Source organism: Pseudomonas sp. NBRC 111138 (assembly GCF_001320835.1).
Taxonomy (GTDB): Bacteria; Pseudomonadota; Gammaproteobacteria; order Pseudomonadales; family Pseudomonadaceae; genus Aquipseudomonas; species Aquipseudomonas paracarnis.
This window is the reverse complement of the sequence record NZ_BCBO01000062.1, coordinates 23034-46198: the sequence shown is the minus strand read 5'-3', so window position 1 is coordinate 46198 and position 23165 is coordinate 23034. Positions and strand designations below refer to the sequence as shown.

15 protein-coding genes and 2 pseudogenes are annotated in these 23165 nt (G+C 60.9%); 9 read left to right on the top strand and 8 right to left on the bottom strand.

The features are described from left to right. Together APH41_RS11010 and APH41_RS11005 are read left to right on the top strand one after the other, a co-directional pair. Positions 1-734: ParA family protein (locus APH41_RS11010; RefSeq protein ID WP_082430438.1), on the top strand; the 734-nt coding region annotated here is incomplete at its 5' end. Positions 735-1208: 474 nt separating this feature from the next. Further along, positions 1209-1424 (top strand): DUF6124 family protein, encoded by a 216-nt coding sequence (locus APH41_RS11005; RefSeq protein ID WP_047712416.1) that lies wholly within the window; start codon positions 1209-1211, stop codon positions 1422-1424. Positions 1425-1554: 130 nt separating this feature from the next. Here the strand turns inward: APH41_RS11005 and trxC are convergent, their stop codons facing one another. Then, complete coding sequence (gene trxC, locus APH41_RS11000) at positions 1555-1989, bottom strand: thioredoxin TrxC (RefSeq protein WP_054896225.1); 435 nt, start codon at positions 1987-1989, stop codon at positions 1555-1557. Between the two features lie 217 nt (positions 1990-2206). On the opposite strand from trxC, the gene APH41_RS10995 reads away from it, so the two are divergent. After that, positions 2207-2503 carry a type II toxin-antitoxin system HigB family toxin gene (locus APH41_RS10995; RefSeq protein WP_054896226.1) on the top strand — a complete coding sequence of 99 codons (297 nt, stop codon included), beginning with the start codon at positions 2207-2209 and terminating at the stop codon, positions 2501-2503. Further along, on the top strand, positions 2500-2901 hold the full coding sequence (locus APH41_RS10990; RefSeq protein ID WP_034125602.1) for a type II toxin-antitoxin system HigA family antitoxin: 402 nt from the start codon (positions 2500-2502) through the stop codon (positions 2899-2901). The genes APH41_RS10995 and APH41_RS10990 overlap by 4 nt, the downstream gene beginning before the upstream one ends. Before the next feature lie 4 nt (positions 2902-2905). Here APH41_RS10990 and selO read toward each other — a convergent pair whose 3' ends face one another. The 5 genes and pseudogenes from selO to APH41_RS29645 form a co-directional block, all read right to left on the bottom strand. Beyond that, positions 2906-4369: a protein adenylyltransferase SelO gene (gene selO, locus APH41_RS10985; protein WP_054918905.1), complete on the bottom strand. Its 1464-nt coding sequence runs from the start codon at positions 4367-4369 to the stop codon at positions 2906-2908. A gap of 48 nt (positions 4370-4417) precedes the next feature. Then, positions 4418-7801, bottom strand: coding sequence for a mechanosensitive channel MscK (mscK, locus tag APH41_RS10980; RefSeq protein WP_054896228.1), 3384 nt, complete (start codon positions 7799-7801; stop codon positions 4418-4420). A gap of 49 nt (positions 7802-7850) precedes the next feature. Continuing rightward, positions 7851-9593 carry a potassium/proton antiporter gene (locus APH41_RS10975; RefSeq protein WP_054918904.1) on the bottom strand — a complete coding sequence of 581 codons (1743 nt, stop codon included), beginning with the start codon at positions 9591-9593 and terminating at the stop codon, positions 7851-7853. A gap of 241 nt (positions 9594-9834) precedes the next feature. Beyond that, a pseudogene (locus tag APH41_RS29650) lies at positions 9835-10434 on the bottom strand (methyl-accepting chemotaxis protein); the annotation flags it as partial. 303 nt (positions 10435-10737) lie between these two features. Then, positions 10738-11394, bottom strand: a pseudogene (locus APH41_RS29645) (MCP four helix bundle domain-containing protein); the annotation flags it as partial. A 343-nt stretch (positions 11395-11737) separates the two neighbouring features. Between APH41_RS29645 and APH41_RS10965 the strand changes: the two are divergent. Both APH41_RS10965 and APH41_RS10960 read left to right on the top strand, forming a co-directional pair. Continuing rightward, complete coding sequence (locus APH41_RS10965) at positions 11738-11968, top strand: hypothetical protein (RefSeq protein WP_003187970.1); 231 nt, start codon at positions 11738-11740, stop codon at positions 11966-11968. Further along, the gene (locus tag APH41_RS10960) at positions 11965-12258 is read left to right on the top strand and encodes a cell division protein ZapA (protein ID WP_003187971.1); all 294 of its coding nucleotides are present in this window, start codon (positions 11965-11967) and stop codon (positions 12256-12258) included. Before APH41_RS10965 ends, APH41_RS10960 begins: the two co-directional genes overlap by 4 nt. Here the strand turns inward: APH41_RS10960 and APH41_RS10955 are convergent. Next, positions 12255-14057, bottom strand: coding sequence for an acyl-CoA dehydrogenase (locus tag APH41_RS10955; RefSeq protein WP_054896230.1), 1803 nt, complete (start codon positions 14055-14057; stop codon positions 12255-12257). The two genes, APH41_RS10960 and APH41_RS10955, sit on opposite strands and share 4 nt — an antisense overlap. A gap of 241 nt (positions 14058-14298) precedes the next feature. Further along, positions 14299-18252: a trifunctional transcriptional regulator/proline dehydrogenase/L-glutamate gamma-semialdehyde dehydrogenase gene (putA, locus tag APH41_RS10950; protein ID WP_054896231.1), complete on the bottom strand. Its 3954-nt coding sequence runs from the start codon at positions 18250-18252 to the stop codon at positions 14299-14301. A gap of 461 nt (positions 18253-18713) precedes the next feature. On the opposite strand from putA, the gene putP reads away from it, so the two are divergent. The 3 genes from putP (at position 18714) to APH41_RS10935 (ending at position 23162) form a co-directional block, all read left to right on the top strand. Continuing rightward, positions 18714-20198 (top strand): sodium/proline symporter PutP, encoded by a 1485-nt coding sequence (gene putP / locus APH41_RS10945; protein WP_034125609.1) that lies wholly within the window; start codon positions 18714-18716, stop codon positions 20196-20198. Between the two features lie 217 nt (positions 20199-20415). Then, complete coding sequence (locus APH41_RS10940) at positions 20416-22437, top strand: type VI secretion system tip protein VgrG (RefSeq protein WP_054918900.1); 2022 nt, start codon at positions 20416-20418, stop codon at positions 22435-22437. After that, positions 22437-23162: a DUF4123 domain-containing protein gene (locus APH41_RS10935; protein WP_054918898.1), complete on the top strand. Its 726-nt coding sequence runs from the start codon at positions 22437-22439 to the stop codon at positions 23160-23162. Before APH41_RS10940 ends, APH41_RS10935 begins: the two co-directional genes overlap by 1 nt. Positions 23163-23165: the final 3 nt, after the last annotated feature.

Sequence of the window (23165 nt, the reverse complement as noted above, 5' to 3'; positions counted from 1 at the left end):
GCAAGTCCAGCATCGCCTGCAACCTGGCGGCGGTCAGCGCCAGCGAAGGTTATCGAACCCTGTTGGTGGACCTCGATGCACAGGCCAACTCAACTCAGTACCTCACCGGGCTGACGGGCGACGACATCCCCATGGGAATCGCGGATTTTTTCAAGCAAACCCTGTCGACGGGGCCGTTTTCGAAGAAAAACAGGGTAGATATCTACGAAACCCCCTTCGATAACCTGCATGTGATCACCGCCACCCCGGAACTGGCCGACCTGCAGCCCAAGCTTGAGGCCAAGCACAAGATCAACAAGTTGCGAAAGCTGCTGGATGAACTGAGCGAAGATTACGACCGAATCTACCTGGATACGCCTCCAGCGCTGAATTTTTACGCGGTTTCGGCGCTGATTGCCGCCGATCGCGTACTGATCCCCTTCGATTGCGACAGCTTTTCCCGCCAGGCCCTGTATGGCCTGCTGGCTGAGATCGAAGAATTGAAGGACGACCATAACGAAGGCCTGGAAGTGGAAGGCATCGTGGTCAACCAATTCCAGGCACGGGCGAGCCTGCCGCAACAGATTCTCGATGAGTTGATTGCCGAAGGGCTGCCGGTACTGCCGGTGTACCTGGCCAGCTCCGTGCGTATGCGCGAGTCGCACCAGGAGAGCAAGCCGCTGATTCATCTGGACCCACGGCATAAGCTGACGCAGCAGTTTGTGGAGTTGCATAACTTACTTGAGAACGCCTGACCCCACAGGCAACACCGAACACTGTGGGAGCCGGGCTTGCCCGCGATGAGGGCGGCACATTGAGTGAATGTGTCGCTTGGAACACCGTTATCGCAGGCAAGCCAGCTCCCACAGTTTGGATTGCATGCCGGCAGGTGAGTTGGATATGTCCCACAAGGTATGTAGGAAGGGTCTGGCAATTGGGCTTGTGCCTTGTAACCTTGCCTACAGCTACGCCAGAATCCGCCGGCTTGTGCGTCTGGATGGGCGTCTCTAAGGTTTGCCGGTCGCTGAATGTTCAGTGATCGGGTTTAGTAGCCCGTGGTGAGATGTACGGCATATCGTCGATCAGGATCTTCCTGAATTCTATGGTGGCTGTACGGAGGGCGTTTTCGAGCGCGCCGGTTGCGTCTCCCCGGTCTACTAACCTGCGTACAGCTGCCACCCTCCGTTTAGTAGCGGGCTGGTTGCGGCTCCCCAACCCGGAGACGATCCATGGCTAACCTCTATACCGTGTCACCCAACCTCCCCACCGAAACCCTCGTACTCAACAGCTACGAAACCTTCTCCTCGGTGCGCACCTTGCTGCTCAACCTGTCCAACGACCTCACCGGCGAACACCGCGACGTAGCGCTGGCCATCCACCAGTTAAGCGAACTGGGCGTCATGCTGGTCAGCCAGATGATGGACCGCGAAGCCCCGCTGACCTGAAGCTGAAATGCATTCAATGTGGGAGCTGGCTTGCCTGCGATGGCATCGCCTCGGTGTATCAGACCGACCGAGTCGCCTGCATCGCAGGCAAGCCAGCTCCCACATTGACCGAGTTGATTGAGGGGGATGTTTACACCCCCTGGCTGCTCAACCAACTCATCAACTGCGGCAACGGGAATGCCCCGCTCTGGCGCGCCACTTCGCGGCCGTTCTTGAACAGAATCAAACTGGGAATCGAGCGAATCCCCAACTGCGCCGACAACTGCTGGTTAGCTTCGCTGTCCAGCTTCGCCAGCCGGCACTTGCCTTCCAACTGCCCGGCTGCCTGTTCGAATACCGGCGCAAACGACTTGCACGGCCCACACCAGTCGGCCCACACATCGACCAAAAGCGGCAGGTCGCCCTTGATCTGGCTGGCATAGTCGCCCTGTTTCAAATCAAAGGGTTTGTTCAGCAACACCGGCTGCTTGCAACGCCCGCACTTGGGCGCGTCACCCAGGCGTTCGCCGGGTATACGGTTGAGGCCGTTGCAATGAGGGCAGGGGATGACAAGAGGTTCGGACATCGGAGGCTCCTGGGGTTTGGCCAGTTGGGTATTTGGTGTCGAGACAGAGGTTTATCAAGGATATAGATACTTATTCGCTCACATTTTCGTCCTCGCCAGCGTGAACGGTGTGGCTAGGCTTTTTGTTGTGCACCACCGGTCTGTTTGCGGCTATAGCAAATTGCGATAGTTCGAATTCAGGTTTACCCTTCATAGCAAGATGCGATAAGGACGTTGCATGCGAGTCATCAGTGAAAGCAGGATCTGGGAAGCAAAAGGAAAATGGCCGCGCTCTGCAACAGCTCTGGATCAGTGGTATCGCGTGATCAAGCGCAACGCCCCCAATGACTTTGCCGCAATGAAAGCCATGTTTCCCGCCACCGACAAGGTAGGTGAATTTCATGTATTTGATATTGGCGGTAACAAGCTGAGGTTGATTGCGTCGGTGCAGTATCGAATGCAGCGCGTTTACATCAAACACCTGCTTGACCACCGTGATTATGAGAAAAACAAATGGAAGGAAAAAATCAGATGAGCGCACTTATGCGAGTGGCGGCAGAGCACTGGCAGTTCGTTTCGCCTGTGCTGCGCAAGCCGGAAAACGAGGCAGACTACGACGCATTGGTATGCGGTTTGGATGAGCTATTGAGTCTGGTGGGTGAAGACGAGGACAGCCCGCTGATGAGCCTGGTCGACATTCTGAGCGACTGGATCGAAGCTTATGATCGTGAGCATCGCCCAATGCCCGTAGCCAGCGGGGTCGATGTGCTGCGCTACATGATGCGCGAGCACAATCTTACCCAGAGTGACCTTCCTGGCGTTGGGGCGCAATCGGTTGTCTCGGAGATACTGAGCGGAAAACGCCAGCTCAACGTGCGCCAGATTCGTTGGCTGGCCGAGCGTTTCGGGGTGTCGGTGGAGACCTTTATCTAAGGGGTCACGACGAACAACTAATCTCCAAATGCTTGCCCCAATCCGGCGGCCGTTGCGCGTACTGCTCCATGCCCGCTTGTTCCTCAAACGGCCTGGTCAGCACGTCATGCAGCCGCCGCACTTCGCTGTAGTCGCCTGATTCGGCGGCGGTGATGGCGTTTTGGGCCAGGTAGTTGCGCAGGATATATAGCGGGTTGACCGCGTGCATGCGCTCACGGCGCTGTTCCTGGGTGTAATCCCCATCCCGTGCAACACGGGCCTTGTACCGCTCGGCCCAGGCATCAAACCCGGCCATGTCGACAAAGTCATCACGCAACCGCGCCACGGCTAACGTCGCCGATTCGTCGCCCAGGCGGCGGAAGAACAGCGTGTAGTCCACACCGCTGTTCTGCATCAGCTTGAGCAAACCCTCCACCAGCGTCTGGTCGTCTTCTTCGGCGGTGGTCAGCCCCAGCCGGCGGCGCATCAGGTCCAGGTAGTGCGCTTGATACAGCGGCAGGTACAGGCCGAGGGCTTCTTTCAGTGCGTCAACGCTGATGAACGGTGTAAGCGCCTGGGCCAAGGCGCTGAGGTTCCACTGCCCGATCGGCACCTGGTTGCTGAAGGAGTAGCGCCCTTCATGGTCGGAATGATTGCAGATGAAGTGCGCGTCAAAATCATCGAGAAACGCGAAGGGCCCGAAGTCGAAGGTAATGCCCAGGATCGACATGTTGTCGGTGTTCATCACGCCGTGGCAAAAACCATAAGCCTGCCATTTGGCGATCATTTCGGCGTTGCGCTCGACGATCTCGCGGAACATCGCCAGGTAAGGCTCGGGTTGCTCGCGGCATTCGGGGTAGTGCAGGTTCAGCACGTGCTCGGCGAGTTCGGCCTGCTGCTCAGGCTTCTTGGTGTAGTAGAAATATTCGAAGTGTCCGAAGCGAATATGGCTGTGGGCCAGGCGTAAAACCATCGCCCCGCGTTCCTGTTTCTCCCGCCATACCGGCGTGCTGGAACCGATCACGCACAGGGCGCGGCTGGTGGGGATGCCTAGCGCATGCAGGGCCTCGGAGGCGAGGAATTCACGAATCGAAGAGCGCAACACGGCACGCCCGTCGCCCATGCGCGAGTAAGGCGTCATCCCGGCGCCCTTGAGGTGCAAATCCCAATGCTCGCCGGCCTCGTTATAGACCTCGCCCAGCAATAACCCGCGGCCATCGCCCAGTTGCGGCGTGTAGCCGCCGAATTGATGCCCGGAATACACCATCGCCCGTGGTTCTGCCTCGGCCCACAGCTTGTGGCCGCCGAACAGCTCGGCAAATACCGGGGTTTCGGCCACGGCCGGGTCGAGATCGAGCAGGGCCATGGCGGCCTTGCTCGCGACGACCAGGCGCGGCTCATCGAGGGGCTCTGGCAGTACGTGGGTCGAGAATGCGTCGCCCAGGCGTGCGAAGCGGTTGTCGAAGGTCAGTTCGTCGAGGGCTTTCACCGGCCATCTCCAGCAGAATGTCCGAGCATTCTGCTGGGGATAGGGCGTTTAGTCGAGTTTGCTGGGTGGCGGCTCTGGCGCATCCACGACTTTGCCTGCAGGAGGCTCGGGGGCGTCGGGCTTGTCGAGGGGCTCGGCGATGGTCTTGCGCTCGTCTTCGGCCGGCACCAATTTGTATTCCTGGCCGTGAAGATTCTTCAGGTAGATTTCCATCTGCCGGAACGAGATGTTGATGTGCTGTTTCTTGAATTCACGATTGATATAGCGGTTGACCTCGTCCAACACCGGGTTGCGGTCGCCCAGGTCGCGAACATGCATGCGCAGCTCGTGGTCGAGGGTGCTTTCGCCGAAGTTGAGGAAGTACACGTGGGGTTCCGGCTCTTTGAGTACTCGTGGGTTTTCTCGCGCCGCCTTGAGTAGCAATTCCTTCACCAGGTCCAGGTCGGAGCCGTAGTCCACGCCCAGTTTCAGGGTGACACGGGTGATGGTGTCGGTCAGCGACCAGTTGATCAGTTGCCCGGTGATGAAGGTTTTGTTGGGGACGATGATGTCCTTGTTGTCGAAGTCGGTGATGGTGGTGGCACGAATGCGGATCTTGCTCACCGTACCCGACAGGTTGCCGATGGTAATAGTGTCGCCGATGCGCACCGGGCGTTCGAACAAAATCATGATGCCGGAGATGAAGTTGGCGAAGATCTCCTGCATGCCGAAACCCAGGCCCACCGACAGCGCGGCCACCAGCCATTGCAGTTTGTCCCAGCTCACACCGAGGGTGGAAAGGGTGGTGACAAAGCCCACGCCGGCAATGATGTAGGACAGCAAGGTGGTGGTGGCGTAGGCGCTGCCTTGGGCCAGGTCGAGCTTGGACAGCACCAGCACTTCCAGCAGGCCGGGCAGGTTGCGCGCCAGGGCGAAGGTGATACCGATGATAATCGACGCGCCCAGAAGGTCGCCGATGCTGATGGGCACCATGCTGATATTCGCACCGGTACCGCTGGTGTATTCGTACAGCGTGACGTTGTCCAGGTAGGAAAATACCGAGATCAGGTCCGACCACACCCAGTACAGCGCCGCGATAAAGCCGCCGAGCAGGGCCAGGCGGATCAGGCGCATGGACTGTTCGTTGACCTGCTCGATGTCCAGGGTCGGCTCTTCGATCACCGCTTCGCCGTCACCGGCCTCCTTGGCTGCCTGGCGTTTGGCCAGGGCGCGGGCGTAGGCCAGGCGCCGTGCGGCAACACCCAGGCCGCGCACGAAGGTGGCTTCGATCACCAGCCAGAACATCAGCAGGTACAGGGTATTGATCAGCCGGTCGCTGAGTTTCAGCGCGGTGTAGTAATAGCCAAAGCACACGGCAATAAACAGAGCGATGGGCAGCGCGGTGAACACCACCCCGATAGCTTTGCGAAACAACGAGGCCTTTTCGTGGGTCGGGCTGTTCAGCAGCAGGCGGCCCAGCAGCCAGGCCATCAGCCCGTAGCAGGTCAGTACCACGGCGATACCCAACACGTCGTCAGCCAGCGCGGCCGGTTGATGTTCGGCAATCGCGACCACGGCCACCAGCGCCAGTACCACCAGCCCGAGCTTGCGTATCCAGCCTTGCAGGAATTCGACCTGCGGCCTCTCCCAGCGAAAGTGCAGCTCCGCCACGCCGCCCGGCGCGAGGATGCGGTAGGCGGTGTAGAACACCAGCCAGGCTTGGGCGATCTGCAGCAAGGCCGCGCCCAGGTTGGCGTTTTGCCCGCGGGCGTCGATCTGCAACGCGTAGCCGCACAGCGCCAGGCCCAAGGCCACGGGCATTGCCAGGAGGATGTTGATCAGGATGGCCTGCGGCGTATGCCACTGGCTGTCGCGCTTGAAGTGGCCGATGTCCTGGTGAACCTTTTTCAGGCGCACATACAGCGCATTGCGTCGCCACAACAGCGCGCCGATCAGCAACAGCAACGGCAGGAACAGCAGTGGGCGTTGGGTCAGGCCGTCATACAGCTCACTGACGCTGGACGCCCAAGGCAGGGTGGTGACCTGTTTGCTCAGATGCGCCGGTACGGTTTCCAGCCATTCAGTGTCCAGCGGCTTGTTGCTGGGGATCCAGAACATTTGCTCGTCGAGCGTGGCCCGCAGGGTGCTGGCGGTGCTGAGCAGTTGTTTCTGGTTCAGTTGCAGGGTGATGGATTCGTTGAGCAGTGCACTCAGCTCGCGGCTCAGACGCTCCAACAGGTCGCTGCGGGTGATCGCCACTTCCAGCAAGGTGCGGCGCAGTTGCGGGGTGACCTCATCCGGTGGCTGGTTCGCCAGCAGGTTGTCCACATAGGCGCTTGGGGAACTGATCAGCTCACGCTGTTGGTTGACCTCGAACTGATACAGGCGAATGTTGGCGATGTCGTCGGCCAGGTCTTTGTCCACGGTGAGACGCGGCAGGGCCTGCTTTTGTTTATAGAGAATCTTGGACAGCAGCAGGCTGCCCTTGAGCACGTTGATCTGCTCGTCCAGGGCCGAATCGCTTTGGGTCACGGTGTCCAGTTGCTGCTTGGTCTGCAGGTTTTTCTGGGTCAGGTCGTTGAGGCGGTCGGTGCTTTTGAGCAGGTAGTCGGACAGCTTCAGGTTGTCTGCGCTTTCCTTGGCAAGGATGCTACTGCCGCCGGCTTTCTGCGCTTCGATGGACTGTTGGGTCACCGTCTGCTGGGACTGGGCCAGGCGTTTCTGGTTGATCAGGGTTTGCAGGTCCTGGATTTCTTGCTCCAGGCGTGCGGTTTTTTCCTGAATCAGGTCGTGCTGGCTGTTGCCCAGGTCTTGCAGCTGGCTGTTGCCGGCCAATTCCTGGCGGCGCAGGGGAATCAAGGCATTCAGGGCCGCCAGTTCGGCGTTGAGCTGGTTGCGCTGGTCGCCGCTGAGAGGTTTGCCATTGTCTTTGCCAAGCTTGAGCGTCGCGTTGATTTGCTGGATGCGCGTCTGACTGCTGCTGATCTCGGTCTGGGCGCGCTCAGGGCGGGTCTGGGCGGCGATGGTCAGGCTGTTGGCGTCGGCCAGTTCTTTTTGCAGGTCGCCTTGCTGGGTGCTGCGTTGCACCAATAACTGCTCAAGCTGCGGCACCGGCAGGCTGGCGTAGCGTTGGGCCACCGGAATGATTTTGGTGGCCTTGAGGCGCGCCAGCTCACGCTGGTTCTCATTGGTCTGGCGCGGGGCCTCTTCCAGCTGGCGCTTGAGGTCGGCCAGGCGCTGCTCGTAGTCCTGCTGATTGCCCAGGTAGGTCAGGGTCTGTTGCAGGGTCGCCTGCAGCGCCTTCATGTCGGCGTCAGGCAGCTTGCGGTCGGGCAGTTTATCCAGGCTTTGCTGGACGGCTTCGGCGCTGGGCGGGTCGGCGGCGTATACGCTGCCAACACAAAGGGTCAGGCCCAGCAGGGCAGTGGCGAGAAAAGTACGCAGGGTTGGCATAGAGACCGGTCTTGCAAAGTGAAGAATCGGGGCGTCGTTGTCCCGCAGTTTAGAGGAAGAGTCCGGGGCCCGGGCGACTTCCTTCGGGGAATCTGACGCCGACTTTGCCAATCTTGTTCCCGTCCATGACGGCGACGGTCCAGATGGTGTTGTTCCACTCCACCTGGTCGCCGACTACCGGTGCACCGCCAACCTTCTGGGTAATGAAGCGGCTCAATGGCATGTCCGGGTCGATACCTTCAAGCTTGAGCCCGTACAAGGCGGAAACCGCGCCCAGCTGGGCGTCGCCTTCGAGTACGAAGTCACCGAAGAAGCGCAAATCGAGGCCCCGTTGCGGCGCCTGGCTGAACAATTTGCCCAGGGCCGGCAGGTTGTGTTCGTGGCCGATCACACAGAGCAAATCGCCGACTTCCAGCACCGTACTACCCGACGGATGGAGCAGTTGCTGGCCACGAAACAGCGCGGCGATGCGCGTGCCTTCGGGCATTTTCAGCTCGCGCAGGGCCGCGCCGATGCACCATTTTTCGGCGCCCAGGCGGTAGACGAACAACTCCCACTCGCTGGTAACGTGCACTTCCAGGGCCGTGCGGGAGATCGGCGCCGGGTCTGGCGGTACGGTGACTTTGAGCAACTTGGCCACCCACGGCAGGCTGGTGCCCTGCACCAACAGCGAGACCAGCACGATAAAGAATGCCAGGTTGAAGTACAGCTGCGCATGGGGCAGGCCGGCCATCAGCGGGAACACCGCGAGGATGATCGGTACCGCGCCGCGCAGGCCCACCCAGGCTATAAAGGCTTTTTCGCGACCGTGGAACGCCTTGAATGGCAGCAGGCCAACCATCACCGACAGCGGCCGGGCAAACAGGATCATCCACAGCGCCAGGCCCAGGGCGGGCACGGCGATGGGCAGCAAATCGTGAGGCGTGACCAGCAGGCCCAGCACCAAAAACATCCCGATCTGCGCCAGCCAGGCCATGCCGTCGAGCATATGCAAAATGCCATGGCGGCTGCGCACCGGGCGGTTGCCGATCACCAGCCCGCACAGGTACACGGCGAGGAAGCCGCTGCCGTGCAGGGCGTTGGTCAGGGCGAATACGAACAGGCCACCGGCGATCACCAGGATCGGGTACAGGCCGTTGGCCAGGTTGATGCGGTTGACCAGTTGCAGCATCAGCCAGCCGCCGCCCAGGCCTACCAGGCCACCGATGCCGAATTCGCGGATCAGGTGCGTGAGCAGGCTCCAGTGCAGGCCGGTCTGGCCGCTGGCGAGCATGTCGATCAGGGTGACGGTGAGGAACACCGCCATCGGATCGTTGCTGCCGGATTCGATTTCCAGGCTGGCGCTGACCCGTTCGTTGAGGCCCTTGCCGCCCAACAGCGAGAATACCGCCGCGGCGTCCGTGGAGCCGACGATGGCGCCGATCAGCAAGCCTTGAATGATGTTGAGGTTAAACAGCCAGGCCGCGGCCATGCCCGTGAGGCCGGTGGTAATCAACACCCCCACCGTGGCCAGGGACAAGGCCGGCCACAGCGCCACGCGGAAACTCGCCACCCGGGTGCGCAAACCGCCGTCGAGCAGGATCACGGCGAGGGCGAGGTTGCCCACCAGATAGGCGGTGGGGTAGTTATCGAAAATGATGCCACCGCCATCGACCCCGGCGGTCATGCCCACGGCCAGGATAATCACCAGGATGGGGATACCCAGGCGTGACGAAAGCGAACTCACCAGAATGCTCGCAGTCACCAGCAACGCGCCGATCAAGAACAGGCTGTTGATGGTCGTCGCATTCAAAGGCAGTACTCCAGGGCAGGGGAAGACAGGGTGCAAACTGACCATGCAGTCTGCGTGCCAGGGATTCTAACCTGTTGAATTGCTGCGCTGTCAAAAAGCTTTTGTGGCTGCACATCGGCCAAATGTGGGAGCTGGCTTGCCTGCGATTGCGGTGTGCCAGGCGCCATGGGCGTCAGCTGACAGATTGCTATCGCAGGCGAGCCAGCTCCCACAAGGTATGCGGTGTGAGCAAAGGCTTATTTCAGAGGCGGAACCTTCCGACCATCCCATTCAGATCCACCGCCAAGCGCGACAACTCACCGCTCGCCGCGCTGGTCTGGCTGGCGCCGGTTGCCGATTGCACCGACAGGTCACGGATATTCACCAGGTTGCGGTCCACTTCCCGCGCCACCTGAGCCTGTTCTTCCGCCGCACTGGCGATCACCAGGTTGCGCTCGTTGATCTCCACAATCGCCGTGTTGATAGTGTCCAGCGACAGGCCCGCGCCTCGGGCGATGTTGAGTGTCGATTCGGCGCGCTCGGTGCTGTTGCGCATCGAATCCACCGCGTGTTCAGTGCCTGTCTGGATGCTGCCGATCATGCGCTCGATTTCGCTGGTGGACTGCTGGGTGCGATGGGCCAGCGCCCGCACTTCATCAGCCACCACGGCGAAACCACGCCCGGCTTCCCCGGCTCGCGCTGCTTCGATCGCGGCGTTCAGGGCCAGCAGGTTGGTCTGGTCGGCCAGGCCACGGATCACGTCCAGCACTTTGCCGATATCCCTCGATTCATTGGCCAGGTCGCCAATCAGGGAGGCGGTGGCCTGCACATCGGTACTCATGCGTTCGATAGCGCTAACGGTTTCCTGCACCAGGTCGCGGCCGTCACCGGCAGAGGTGGTGGCGTTGCGCGAAGCTTCGGAGGTGCTCACCGCGTTGCGTGCGACTTCTTCCACCGCACTGGTCATCTCGTTGACGGCAGTGGCGGCCTGTTCGATTTCGTTGTTCTGCTGGGTCAGGCCACGGGCGCTTTCGTCGGTGACCGCATTCAGCTCTTCAGCGGCAGACGCAAGCTGGGTGGCGGAGCCGGCGATACGTTGCAGGGTGTCGCGCAGTTTGTGTTGCATCTTGGCCATGGCCGCGAGCAGGCGCCCGGCTTCGTCGTTGCCGTCCACACTGATCGGGCGCGTCAGGTTGCCTTCGGCCACTTCTTCGGCGGCTTCTAGCGCCTGGGCGATGGGCAGGGTGATGCTGCGGGTCAGCAACCAGGCAAACAGCAAGGTCAGTGCCGTGGCAATCACCAGCAGGCCTACCACCAGGTCAAAGGCCATGTCGTATTGGTCTTTGGCGCGCTGGTTGGTGGCGTTGGCGTCGTCGTTATTGATATCCAGCAAGCGGGTCAAGACCGCATTGACCTGCTCGGAGTTGTCCAGCAACTCGGTGTTGAGCAGGCTGCGCAGCTCGTTGACCTGATCGGCGCGAGACAGGCTCTTCATGCGCTCTTCAATCTGGCGGTACTGGCCCAGCAAGCGGACGTACTCGTTGTAGACGTTGCGCTCTTCGGTGCTGGTGATCAGTTTTTCGTAGATGTCCTGGGCTGTGCGAATCTGCTGATTGCGCAGTTCAAAGGCTTCCAGGGTCTTTTGCTGTACATCCGGCTCGCGGTTGGTCAGCAAGCGGTACGACAGCACGCGCAGGCGCAGGGTCAGTTGGGTGAATTCATCCAGGGCGCGAATGCTGGGCACGCTGGCCGAGGTGATGTCTTCGGTGGCTGCACGAATTTTGCTCATCTGGTTCAGGGCGAACACACCGAGCAACAACATCAAGGCGCCAATAAACGCGAAGCCGAGGAAGGCCCTCGGGGCGATATTCATATTACGAAGAGACATGCTGGAGTCCTGGGGGAGGCGCTATCCATGCGGCCATGAGACGAAGTGTGCCCGCCTTATCGGCCATGCGACTAAAGTCTTAAGGGGGCGCGCGCTTTTGTCGCATCGGACCAGGGGTTGGGTGAGTTCAGGAACCAGATCGGGTAAATGCAGTCACTAAGGCTCGAAAGTGCGGCCCGGCCTTGCATCATCGGGCTGCGCGGCCAGGGATAACCCTGGCATCCGAGGTGAATTTTCTTTATCGTCACCGCCCTTTTTAAAAGCCCGAGAAATCAAAATGTTAGAAGCATCCCTCAGCCAATTGGAACAACTGGTCAGCGACCTCGTACAGCAGAATCAAGAATTGCTGGGCAGCAACGAATCCCTCAAGGCCGAGCTGGCCCGCGCCAAGGACGAAAACGACAGCCTGCAACTGAACCTGATGGAACAGGAAGAAAAGCACGGCGCCACCGCCGCCCGCATTCAGGCGCTGGTTGAGCGTGTAAGTGCAGGGCCTGTCAGCGCATGAGTGAGGGCATAAAGGTCGTTTCGATTCTCGGAGAGGATTACTCGATCAAGGCACCGGCCGGCGAAGATCAGACCCTGATGCATGCCGTGACCATGCTCAAGGCCTCCCTGGCGGTTACCAAGAAAAAGTACCCGACCCTGATCGGTGACAAGCTATTGGTACTGGCCGCGCTGAACCTGTGCGCCGAGCAGATTGAAATGCAACAGGCTCACCAGCAGGAACTCGACCGTTACCAAGAGCAAGTCAGCGCCACGGTCGATGTGATCTCCAAGGTGATCGGTCAGCCTTAGAACCACTCGTCTTGCATGCCCAGGCACGTATCGTCGCGTGCTTCCAGAATCGCCAGTTCATGATGGCAGCTCGGTACTTCCCAGGTCAGGAAGTACCGGGCGGCCTGGAGCTTGCCCTTATAAAAGGCCGCGTCAGCCGCGTCACCCTTGGCCAGCCCTTCTTCGGCGCGGATCGCCTGTTCCAGCCAGCGCCAGCCAATCACCGTGTGCCCGAACACTTTCAAGTACAGCGCCGAGTTCGCCAGGCTGCTGTTGACCTTGCCTTGGGCGAGATCGGTCAGCAGGCCAATCGTGACGCTTTGCAGCCGGTTTACCAGTTGCTCCAGAGGCTCTCGCAGTGCCGTGAGTGAAGGGTGCTTTTGCGCCCGGGCTCCGGTTTCAGCGATCAGGCGAATCAATTGCTTCAAGCCGGCACCACCATTCTGCGCCAATTTGCGCCCGAGCAGGTCCAGGGACTGGATGCCGTGGGTGCCTTCATGGATGGGGTTCAGGCGGTTGTCGCGGTAGTACTGCTCCACCGGGTATTCGCGGGTGTAGCCGTGGCCGCCGAGAATCTGGATCGCCAGCTCGTTGGCCTTGAGGCAGAACTCCGACGGCCAGGATTTGACGATGGGCGTGAGCAGGTCGAGCAATTCGTGGGCTTGCTTGCGTTCGGTGTCGGTTTGCAGGGTGGTGGTGTCGTCGAATAGCCGCGCCGCGTAGAGGCCGAGGTCAAAGGCGCCTTCCACATAGGCTTTCTGGGTCAGCAGCATGCGCTTGATGTCGGCATGCTGGATGATCGCCACCGGTGCGGTGCTCGGATCTTTGCTATCAGGCAGGCGCCCCTGGGGCCGTTCGCGGGCGTAGTCCAGGGAGTAAAGGTAGCCGGCGTAACCGAGCATTACCGCGCCCATGCCTACGCCGATGCGTGCCTCGTTCATCATCTGGAACATGCAGCTCAGCCCCTGGTGCGGCTTGCCCACCAGGTAGCCGACACAGTTGCCGTTATCGCCAAAGTTAAGCGCCGTGGACGTGGTGCCGCGCCAGCCCATCTTGTGGAACAGCCCCGCCAGCAGCACATCGTTGCGAGCGCCCAGGCTGCCGTCATCGTTGACCAGGAACTTGGGCACGATAAACAGCGAAATGCCCTTCACGCCTGCGGGAGCGTCCGGCAATTTGGCCAGCACCATGTGCACGATGTTTTCCGACAGCGAATGGTCGCCACCGGAGATAAAGATCTTGTTGCCCTTGAGCCGATAACTGCCGTCAGCCGCTGGTTCTGCACGGGTCCGAATGTCCGACAGGGAGGAACCGGCATGGGGCTCGGTCAGGGCCATGGTGCCGAAGAAGCGCCCGTCGATCATTGGCTGCAGGAAGCGTTGTTTCTGCTCCTCGGTGCCGAAGCTCTCAATGAGGTTGGCGGCGCCCATGGTCAGGAACGGGTAGGACGTCGAGGCGGCGTTGGCCGATTGGAAGTGCGCGAAACAAGCCTGGGACAACAGGGTCGGCAGTTGCATGCCGCCTGCTTCAAAGCTACGTGCTGCGTTGAGGAAGCCGGCTTCAAGGAAGGCGTCCACGGCGGGTTTGACCTCCGGGATCAGGATCGCCTGGCCGTTTTCATAGCGCGGTTCGTTTTCGTCGTTCTTGCGGTTGTGAGGGGCGAAGTACTTTTCTGCGATGTTGCGCGCCGTGCTGATCGCGGCATCGAAGGTTTCGCGGTTGTGTTCGGCAAACCGCTCGCGCTGGGTCAGGCCCTCGGCATCGAGGACTTCGTACAGCTCGAAAGCCAGATTGCGGGAACTGAGCAGCGTCTCGGACATGGCGGCGTACCTTTGAAGGAATTGGCCTGAGTCTAAGTCCGCGAATGGAGGGTGGATAGCAAGATTGATTTAAGTGATAGAAGGGCAGAACGCTGGCGAGGCATCGAGATCGTTCCCACGCTCTGCGTGGGAACGCCTCTTTTGACGCTCCGCGTCACGCTTCTGGACGCAGAGCGTCCTTGAGCTGCATTCCCACGCGGAGCTTGGGAACGATCAGCCGCGATCAGCCGCGTTGTGTCAGTTAGCCGATGGTCATCAGGCTGGCGTTACCACCCGCTGCAGCAGTGTTAACGCTCAACGCGCGCTCGATCACCAGACGCTCCAGCGCAATCGCCGTTTCGCCTTGCGACATGCCATGCACCCCGACAATCGCCCCACCGCGCTGCGCCACTTGCTGGCACACCGCACGCAGTTGGTCGGAATCACCGTGATGCAGCACAGCGTCAAACACCACGTCGTCCTTGGACCAGTCGGCCACGCGCTTGATCTTCGCCTGAATCTCTTTAGGCAGGCGTGGGAACAAGGCCTTGGTCAGCTCGGTTTCCGGCCATACCGCCGAACCACCGACGGCCAATACCGCCGCCAGTTGGGTCAGCAGGTCGCCTTCCACTTCGGCCAGGCACAGCACGTGCTCGCGCGGCAGGATGGCGTAGCTGTTGCGCTCGCCAGTCGGGCCGGCCAGTTGGCGGGTGATACCGCTCTGCGATTGGGCGGCGAACTGCGTGCACAACGCGCTCAGTTCGCTGAACTTATTGCCGTCGGCCCAGGTTTTCAGAGCGGTCAGCGATTGGCTCATGGCATCACGCAGGCGCACATCAGGCGCGGCCAGCTTGTCGCCCCGTACGAAGGATTGCTCGATCGCATCGGTAGGACGAGTCGACAGCAAGCGGTACAGGTACAGCGGGCCACCGGCTTTCGGGCCAGTGCCGGACAGGCCTTCGCCGCCGAACGGCTGCACGCCGACCACGGCGCCAACAATGTTGCGGTTGACGTAGACGTTACCGGCATTGACGTTGTCGATCACCTTGGCGATGGTCTCGTCGATGCGGGTGTGCACGCCGAGGGTCAGGCCATAGCCGGAAGCGTTGATCTGGCCGATGAGCTGGTCGATCTCTTTGCGCTTGTAGCGCACTACGTGCAATACCGGGCCGAAGATCTCGCGTTGCAGTTCGTCGAAGCTTTCCAGCTCGATCAGGGTCGGCATCACGAAGGTGCCGCGCTTGATCTCTTCACCGTCGGCAATCGCCACCTGGTAAACGTTGCGGCCTTTGTCACGCATGGCCTGGATGTGTTTCTCGATACCGGCCTTGGCTTCGGCGTCGATCACCGGGCCAATGTCGACCGACAGGCGTTCCGGGTTACCCAGGCGGCATTCAGCCATGGCACCCTTGAGCATTTCGACCACACGGTCTGCCGAATCTTCCTGCAGGCACAGTACGCGCAGGGCCGAGCAACGTTGACCGGCGCTGTCGAAGGCCGACGATACGACGTCGATCACCACTTGTTCGGTCAGCGCCGAGGAATCGACGATCATCGCGTTCTGGCCACCGGTTTCGGCGATCAGCGGAATCGGGCGACCCTGGGCATCCAGGCGACCGGCGACATTGCGTTGCAGCAGGCGCGCCACTTCGGTGGAACCGGTGAACATCACGCCTTTGACGCGATCATCACCCACCAGACGGGCACCGACGCTTTCGCCCTGGCCTGGCAGCAATTGCAGCACGCCTTCCGGAATACCGGCTTCAAGCAGAATACGTACGGCCTGGGCAGCCACCAGCGGCGTCTGCTCGGCAGGCTTGGCCAGCACCGGGTTACCAGCAGCCAGCGCTGCAGCTACCTGGCCGCTGAAGATGGCGAGCGGGAAGTTCCACGGGCTGATGCACACCACCGGGCCCAATGGGCGGTGGGCGTCATTGGTAAAGTCGTTGCGCGCCTGCACCGCGTAGTAACGCAGGAAGTCCACGGCTTCACGCACTTCGGCGATGGCGTTGGCGAAGGTCTTGCCGGCTTCACGGGCCAGCAAGCCCATCAGCGGCTGGATCTCGCCTTCCATCAGGTCGGCGGCGCGTTCGAGGATGGCAGCGCGTTCGGCGGGCGGGGTGGCCTGCCAGATCGGCGCGGCGCTGATGGCGCACTGGATGGCGTTGTCGACGTCTTCGACGGTGGCTTCCTGTACCTGGCCGACCACATCACGCAGGTCGGATGGGTTCAGAACCGGTTGTGCCGCTTCATTGCTGGCGGCGCAACCGAGCATCGGTGCGGCTTTCCAGTTGTTGTGAGCAGTGGCCAGCAGGGCGCAGGACAACGAGGCCAGGCGATGTTCGTTGGCCAGGTCGATACCGGCCGAGTTGGCGCGGTCGCTGCCGTACAGGTCACGCGGCAAAGGGATGCGCGGGTGCGGCAGGCCGAAACCGCCTTCCTGGGTTGCCATTTGCTCGATGCTGGCCACCGGGTCGGCTACCAGTTCCTGGATCGAGATGGACTGGTCAGCGATGCGGTTGACGAACGAGGTGTTGGCGCCGTTTTCCAGCAGGCGGCGTACCAGATAGGCCAGCAGCGTTTCGTGGGTACCGACCGGCGCGTACACACGGCACGGACGGTTCAACTTACCTTCGGAAACCTTGCCTACAACCTGTTCGTACAGCGGTTCACCCATGCCGTGCAGGCACTGGAACTCGTACTGGCCGGGGTAATAGTTCTGACCGGCGATGTGGTAGATAGCCGACAGGGTGTGGGCGTTGTGCGTGGCGAACTGCGGGTAGATGACTTCCGGCACCGACAGCAGTTTGCGCGCGCAGGCAATGTAGGAAACGTCGGTGTACACCTTACGGGTGTACACCGGGTAGCCTTCCAGGCCTTCGACCTGGGCGCGCTTGATTTCGCTGTCCCAGTACGCGCCTTTTACCAGGCGGATCATCAGGCGATGGCGGCTGCGGCGGGCCAGGTCGATGACGTAGTCGATCACATATGGGCAACGCTTCTGGTACGCCTGGATCACAAAGCCGATGCCGTTCCAGCCGGTCAATTGCGGCTCGAAGCACAGGCGTTCGAGCAGGTCCAGGGACAGCTCCAGGCGGTCGGCTTCTTCGGCGTCGATGTTCAGGCCGATGTCGTACTGCTTGGCCAGCAAGGTTAGCGACAGCAGGCGCGGGTACAACTCGTCCATCACGCGCTCGTACTGCGCACGGCTGTAGCGCGGGTGCAGGGCGGAGAGCTTGATGGAGATGCCCGGGCCTTCATAGATCCCACGGCCATGGGAGGCTTTGCCGATGGAATGAATGGCTTGTTCGTACGAGGCCAGGTACTTCTGGGCGTCGTGTTCGGTGAGTGCGGCTTCACCGAGCATGTCGTAGGAATAGCGGAAGCCCTTGGCTTCGAATTTGCTCGCATTGGCCAAGGCTTCGGCGATGGTTTCGCCGGTGACGAACTGCTCGCCCATCAGGCGCATGGCCATGTCGACGCCCTTGCGGATCATCGGCTCGCCGCTCTTGCCGATGATGCGGCTCAGGGACGAGGTCAGGCCTGCTTCGTTGTGGGTGGACACCAGCTTGCCAGTCAGCAGCAGGCCCCAGGTAGCGGCGTTGACGAACAGCGATGGGCTGTTGCCCAGGTGGGGCTGCCAGTTGCCGGTGCTGATCTTGTCGCGGATCAGCGCATCGCGGGTGCCTTTGTCCGGGATACGCAGCAGCGCTTCGGCCAGGCACATCAGCGCCACGCCTTCCTGGGACGACAGGGAGAATTCTTGCAGCAGGCCCTGAACAATACCGGCACGGCCGCCGGCACTCTTCTGATTGCGCAGTTTTTCGGCAATGCTCGCGGCCAGCTTGTTGGTGGCTTCGGCCATCGGTGCCGGCAGGCGCGCCTGTTCGATCAGCATCGGTACCACTTCCGGCTCGGGGCGGCGGTAAGCGGCGGTGATTGCGGCACGCAATACCGATTGCGGCAGGATGCTCTCGGCGAACTCAAGGAAGCACTGGTGGGCGTGGTCGGCCTGGACCTCGCCGGCATCATCGGCCTCCTTGGTGCTCAAGCCATTGAGCTCGGACAGGGTTGCACCACCCTCGAGTTTCTCCAGGTAATTGAAAATCGCCTGCTTGATCAGCCAGTGCGGCGTGCGATCAATGGAGGTCGCGGCGGCCTTCAGGCGTTCGCGGGTCGGGTCGTCGAGTTTGACCCCAAGGGTGGTCGTTGCCATTTTTTTATCCTCATGGGTGCCACTACCGAGTGGCATCTGCTGGCGGCAAGATTAGCTTTGCCCATCCTGAGGTGCAACCGGGTGCAACCCTTTTGTTGGTTAAATATTCGACGCTTGATCGGAAAAAAATAAACACACGACCGAATCCGCTTCGCGCTGGTGCATTTGCTTCTGAGATCGGCTGTTCTTGCTCCGAAAAGGAGCAAAAAAAGCGCGTTTGTCCTAAAACACACTTGGGTGCAACTTAATCGGCAGAAACTGGTTGCACCTTATTTGCTTTGTTGAATAGCATTCGCGCACCAAGGTGCAACCAACCCTCTGGGTGGGTTCATCGGCTGGCGGCTTTCCTGGGGAAACGCCAGTCATAAATGCGCGGCATGCAGGTTCGTCTATCCGGTTATCCACGGGTGGCCGTCCCCATGACCGTCGCTACATAAAAACAAAGCCAGGGCGTCACTCCTATGAGCGTTAGTAATCCAACCCTGATCACGTTCGTGATCTACATCGCAGCAATGGTGCTGATCGGCCTGATGGCCTATCGCTCCACCAACAACCTTTCCGATTACATCCTGGGCGGTCGCAGCCTCGGTAGCGTGGTGACAGCCTTGTCCGCCGGTGCTTCCGACATGAGCGGCTGGCTGTTGATGGGCTTGCCGGGCGCGATCTACATGTCCGGTCTGTCGGAAAGCTGGATTGCCATCGGCCTGATCGTCGGTGCCTACCTCAACTGGTTGTTCGTGGCCGGCCGCCTGCGCGTGCAGACCGAACACAACGGCGACGCCCTGACCCTGCCGGATTACTTCTCCAGCCGCTTCGAAGATAAAAGCGGCCTGCTGCGGATCATCTCCGCCGTGGTGATCCTGGTGTTCTTCACCATCTACTGCGCCTCCGGCATCGTCGCCGGCGCCCGCCTGTTCGAAAGCACCTTCGGCATGTCCTACGAGACCGCGCTGTGGGCCGGTGCTGCGGCGACTATTGCCTACACCTTCATCGGTGGTTTCCTGGCAGTCAGCTGGACCGACACCGTGCAAGCCACGCTGATGATCTTCGCGCTGATCCTCACGCCGATTATCGTGCTGCTGGCCACCGGCGGCGTAGACACCACCTTCCTGGCCATTGAAGCCAAGGACCCGACCAGCTTCGACATGCTGAAAAACACCACCTTCATCGGCGTTATCTCGTTGATGGGCTGGGGCCTGGGCTACTTCGGCCAGCCGCACATCCTCGCGCGCTTCATGGCGGCGGACTCGGTTAAGTCGATCGCCAAGGCGCGTCGCATCTCCATGACCTGGATGATCCTGTGCTTGGGCGGCACCGTGGCGGTGGGCTTCTTCGGTATCGCTTACTTCTCGGCGCACCCGGAAGTGGCGGGCCCGGTGACTGAAAACCCAGAGCGTGTGTTTATCGAGCTGGCCAAAATCCTGTTCAACCCATGGGTTGCCGGTGTGTTGCTGTCGGCCATTCTGGCGGCTGTGATGAGCACCCTGAGCTGCCAACTGCTGGTGTGCTCCAGCGCCCTGACGGAAGACTTCTACAAGGCGTTCCTGCGCAAAGGCGCTTCCCAGCTTGAGCTGGTATGGGTCGGTCGCATCATGGTGCTGGTAGTGGCCTTGATCGCCATCGCCATGGCCGCCAACCCGGAAAACCGCGTACTGGGCCTGGTCAGCTACGCCTGGGCCGGTTTCGGTGCAGCCTTCGGCCCCGTGGTACTGATCTCGGTCATCTGGAAACACATGACCCGCAACGGCGCCCTGGCCGGCATCCTGGTCGGCGCGATCACCGTGATCGTTTGGAAGCACTTCGAATTGCTGGGCCTGTACGAAATCATCCCAGGCTTCATCTTCGCCAGCCTGGCGATCTACTTCGTGAGCAAGATGGGCGCACCGACGGTGGGCATGGTCGAGCGTTTTGATGCTGCGGAAAAAGATTACAACTTGAACAAGTAATTCGCTGGGCGTTTAACGCCTACTGAACGAACAAGAAAGGCCCACGTCCGAAGGACACTGGGCCTTTTTTTGTGTGGGCTGATTGGTGCAATTGCCGTCGATGCTCGTGGGTTCCAGCGGTGCTCACGTAGGACCTTACTTATTTGCCGAGGCAGCGCTCGGCAAGGCGAACGGCTGGTGCAGAATCGACCGCCCACCCTTCGCAGAGAAACACCGGATGTTCGCTCCTGCCAACCAACCTGCATTTACCCTGGCCCTGGATGGGGCGCCGAGTGATTTCGAGGTGTTCGCGTTCGACGGCACCGAGGCCATCAGCCAGCCCTATCGTTTTGAACTTGAGCTGGTCAGCGAGCAGCCGGATATCGACCTGGAGGGCTTGCTGCATCGCCAGGTGTACTTGGGCTTCGACGATCAGGGGCATGGCGTTCACGGCCTGGTGTATCGGGTTGCCCAGGGCGACTCGGGCCGGCGCCTGACGCGTTACCAGCTCAGCCTTGCGCCGCATCTGGCGTACCTGGCACACAGCAGCCACCAGCGCATTTTTCAGCATAAGACGGTGCCGCAGATTGTTGCTCAGGTGCTGGCAGGGCAGGGGATTCACAGTGATCGCTTTGAGTTCCGGTTGAGCGGTGATTACCCGGAGCGTGAATATTGCGTGCAGTTCGGCGAGAGCGACCTGGCGTTCATCCAGCGCCTGTGTGCCGAGCTGGGTATTCACTATCACTTCCAGCATTCCCCCGCAGGGCATCTGCTGGTGTTTGGCGATGACCAGACCGTATTTGCCCAGGCAGATCAGCCCACGCCGTACCGGCCTGGTTCGGGAATGGTCGCCGCTAACCCTGCGATCAAGCGCTTCACCTTGCAATTGGCGACCTGCACCACGGCGTTGAGTCTTCGCGATTACGACTTTCGCAAACCCCATGTCGAGCTGGAAAGCGCAGCCGTCGACAAGTCATTGCCCAAGCTTGAAGCGCAGCACTACCCCGGCAAGTTTTCCGACCGAGCCCAAGGCAGATGCCTCGCCCAGCGTGGCCTGGAGCGGTACCGCAGCGACTATCGTAGTGCCCATGGCCAGGGCGATGAGCCGGCGTTGGCCAGTGGCCGGTTTCTGCAGTTGCGTGAGCACCCCCGTGAGGACTGGAACGACCTGTGGCTGGTGACGCAGGTGCGCCATGAAGGCAAGCAGCCTCAGGTGCTGGAGGAAGCGGTCACCGAGGAGGACGGAGGGGAACTGCGCCAAGGGTATCGCAACGCATTTGTCGCCGCGCCATGGGATGCGGTGTTTCGTCCGCCCTTGCCGGAGCAGCCGCGCCCGACGGTATCGGGATATCAAAGTGCAGTGGTCACCGGCCCGGTTGACAGTGAGGTTCACTGTGACGAATACGGCCGGGTCAAGGTGCAACTGGCCTGGGATCGTGTCGGCGAGCACAACGACCATTCCAGTTGCTGGCTGCGGGTCGCCAGTGGCTGGGCCCATGACCGTTATGGCGTGGTGCTGATACCCCGGGTTGGCATGGAAGTGCTGGTGGGGTTCGTCAATGGCGACATGGATATGCCGCTGGTGGTGGGGTGCCTGCCCAACGCCGCCACGCCTGTGCCCCTCGACCTGCCCGCGGACAAGACCCGTAGTCTCTGGCGTAGCCAGAGCAGCCCTGGCGGTGGTGGCTACAACGAACTGCGTATCGAGGACCGCAAGGGTGCCGAGGAAATCTACCTGCGCGCCCAGCGGGACTGGACCCAGCATGTGTTGCACGACCAACAGGTACAGGTCGATAACCAGCGTCGCGTGCAGGTGGGCGGCGAGTCGCGCCATGAGTTGCAGGGCCAGGAGCAGCGCATCACCCACGGCAACCGTTTGACCGAGCTCAAGCAGGATGACCATCTGGTGGTTGGCGGTTCGCAGCACATGCGTGCCGGGCAAATCATTGCGCTGGGGGCCGGGCAAAGCATCATCATTGATGCGGGTGCCAGCGTGACGATCCAGGCGGGCGGGCAGTCGATCACATTGTCAGCGGGCGGGATTTTCAGCAGTGTGCCGATCCAGCTCGGCAGCGCGCCTGCCCCGACGCCGGCGCCGTTAATGCCTGGGTTGAAAGAGGCTGTATTGGCAGCGGTTCCCGCGCCGTTAAGCCGTGCACAAGTGTTCAGCCTCAAACGCAGCGCGCCGTTCTGCGAAGAATGCGAGCGCTGCAAGAACGGCCAATGCGACATCGACGCCCATACACGGAGTGCGTCCTGATGCCCGCGCTCTTGACGCCCAATGCCTGGCTGGCGCAATACCCGTTGCAGCCTGATGAACAGCTGTACGCCGTGCTGGGCAATGCCAGCGACGCCAAGCCGCTCGCCGCCTGGCAAGCCACGGCCGCTGCAAAGATGCCGCGACCGATCTGGGCGGACACGGCCTACGCTGACTGGGATGAGGTCATGCCCTACGTTGGCGTCGTTGAGCCGAGCAGTGCCTTTCTCGATTGGATAGCCACCACCCAAGCGCCGGATTGGGGCTGGCTGGCGGTCTCGTCCAGCCCGCTGGAGGTGGTGATCGCGCATTTGAAGGGTTTGACCCAGGTGTACCTGCCGGAAAGCCAACCGGTGTTTTTGCGTTTCTGGGACGGCGCGCACCTTTTGCCGATGTTGCAGTCATTAGGCGACGGGGCCGGGGGCGTGCTACCGGTGTTCCAGCGCTACTTGATCAACGGCCAGCCGCTGTCGGTGGCGGCCAAACCAGTCACTGCGGCCCCAGTCAGCCCCTGGTGGCAGGTACCGGCATCGTTGCTCAAGCATATGGCTCAACAGTCTCCACAGGTGCTGGTCGACAATCTGCTGCAATGGCTCCAAGAGCAGCGTCCTGACCTCTATACCGCGTTTACGCCAGCAACCTTGCAGCATAAAGTCGCCTACTTCGCACGCAGGCCGCAAATCAGCCCTGGTGCATTGGCTGATTACCTTGCCTCGCAGCTCAGTTGAGCC

What these genes read in the sequence shown, in the direction of transcription:
- APH41_RS10955 (WP_054896230.1), bottom strand. Translation starts at nt 14,057, where the DNA reads ATGTCCGAGACGCTGCTCAGTTCCCGCAATCTGGCTTTCGAGCTGTAC.
- APH41_RS10990 (WP_034125602.1), top strand. Translation starts at nt 2,500, where the DNA reads ATGAGCGCACTTATGCGAGTGGCGGCAGAGCACTGGCAGTTCGTTTCG.
- putA (WP_054896231.1), bottom strand. Translation starts at nt 18,252, where the DNA reads ATGGCAACGACCACCCTTGGGGTCAAACTCGACGACCCGACCCGCGAA.
- APH41_RS10960 (WP_003187971.1), top strand. Translation starts at nt 11,965, where the DNA reads ATGAGTGAGGGCATAAAGGTCGTTTCGATTCTCGGAGAGGATTACTCG.
- mscK (WP_054896228.1), bottom strand. Translation starts at nt 7,801, where the DNA reads ATGCCAACCCTGCGTACTTTTCTCGCCACTGCCCTGCTGGGCCTGACC.
- APH41_RS10935 (WP_054918898.1), top strand. Translation starts at nt 22,437, where the DNA reads ATGCCCGCGCTCTTGACGCCCAATGCCTGGCTGGCGCAATACCCGTTG.
- APH41_RS11005 (WP_047712416.1), top strand. Translation starts at nt 1,209, where the DNA reads ATGGCTAACCTCTATACCGTGTCACCCAACCTCCCCACCGAAACCCTC.
- putP (WP_034125609.1), top strand. Translation starts at nt 18,714, where the DNA reads ATGAGCGTTAGTAATCCAACCCTGATCACGTTCGTGATCTACATCGCA.
- APH41_RS10940 (WP_054918900.1), top strand. Translation starts at nt 20,416, where the DNA reads ATGTTCGCTCCTGCCAACCAACCTGCATTTACCCTGGCCCTGGATGGG.
- trxC (WP_054896225.1), bottom strand. Translation starts at nt 1,989, where the DNA reads ATGTCCGAACCTCTTGTCATCCCCTGCCCTCATTGCAACGGCCTCAAC.
- APH41_RS10965 (WP_003187970.1), top strand. Translation starts at nt 11,738, where the DNA reads ATGTTAGAAGCATCCCTCAGCCAATTGGAACAACTGGTCAGCGACCTC.
- APH41_RS10995 (WP_054896226.1), top strand. Translation starts at nt 2,207, where the DNA reads ATGCGAGTCATCAGTGAAAGCAGGATCTGGGAAGCAAAAGGAAAATGG.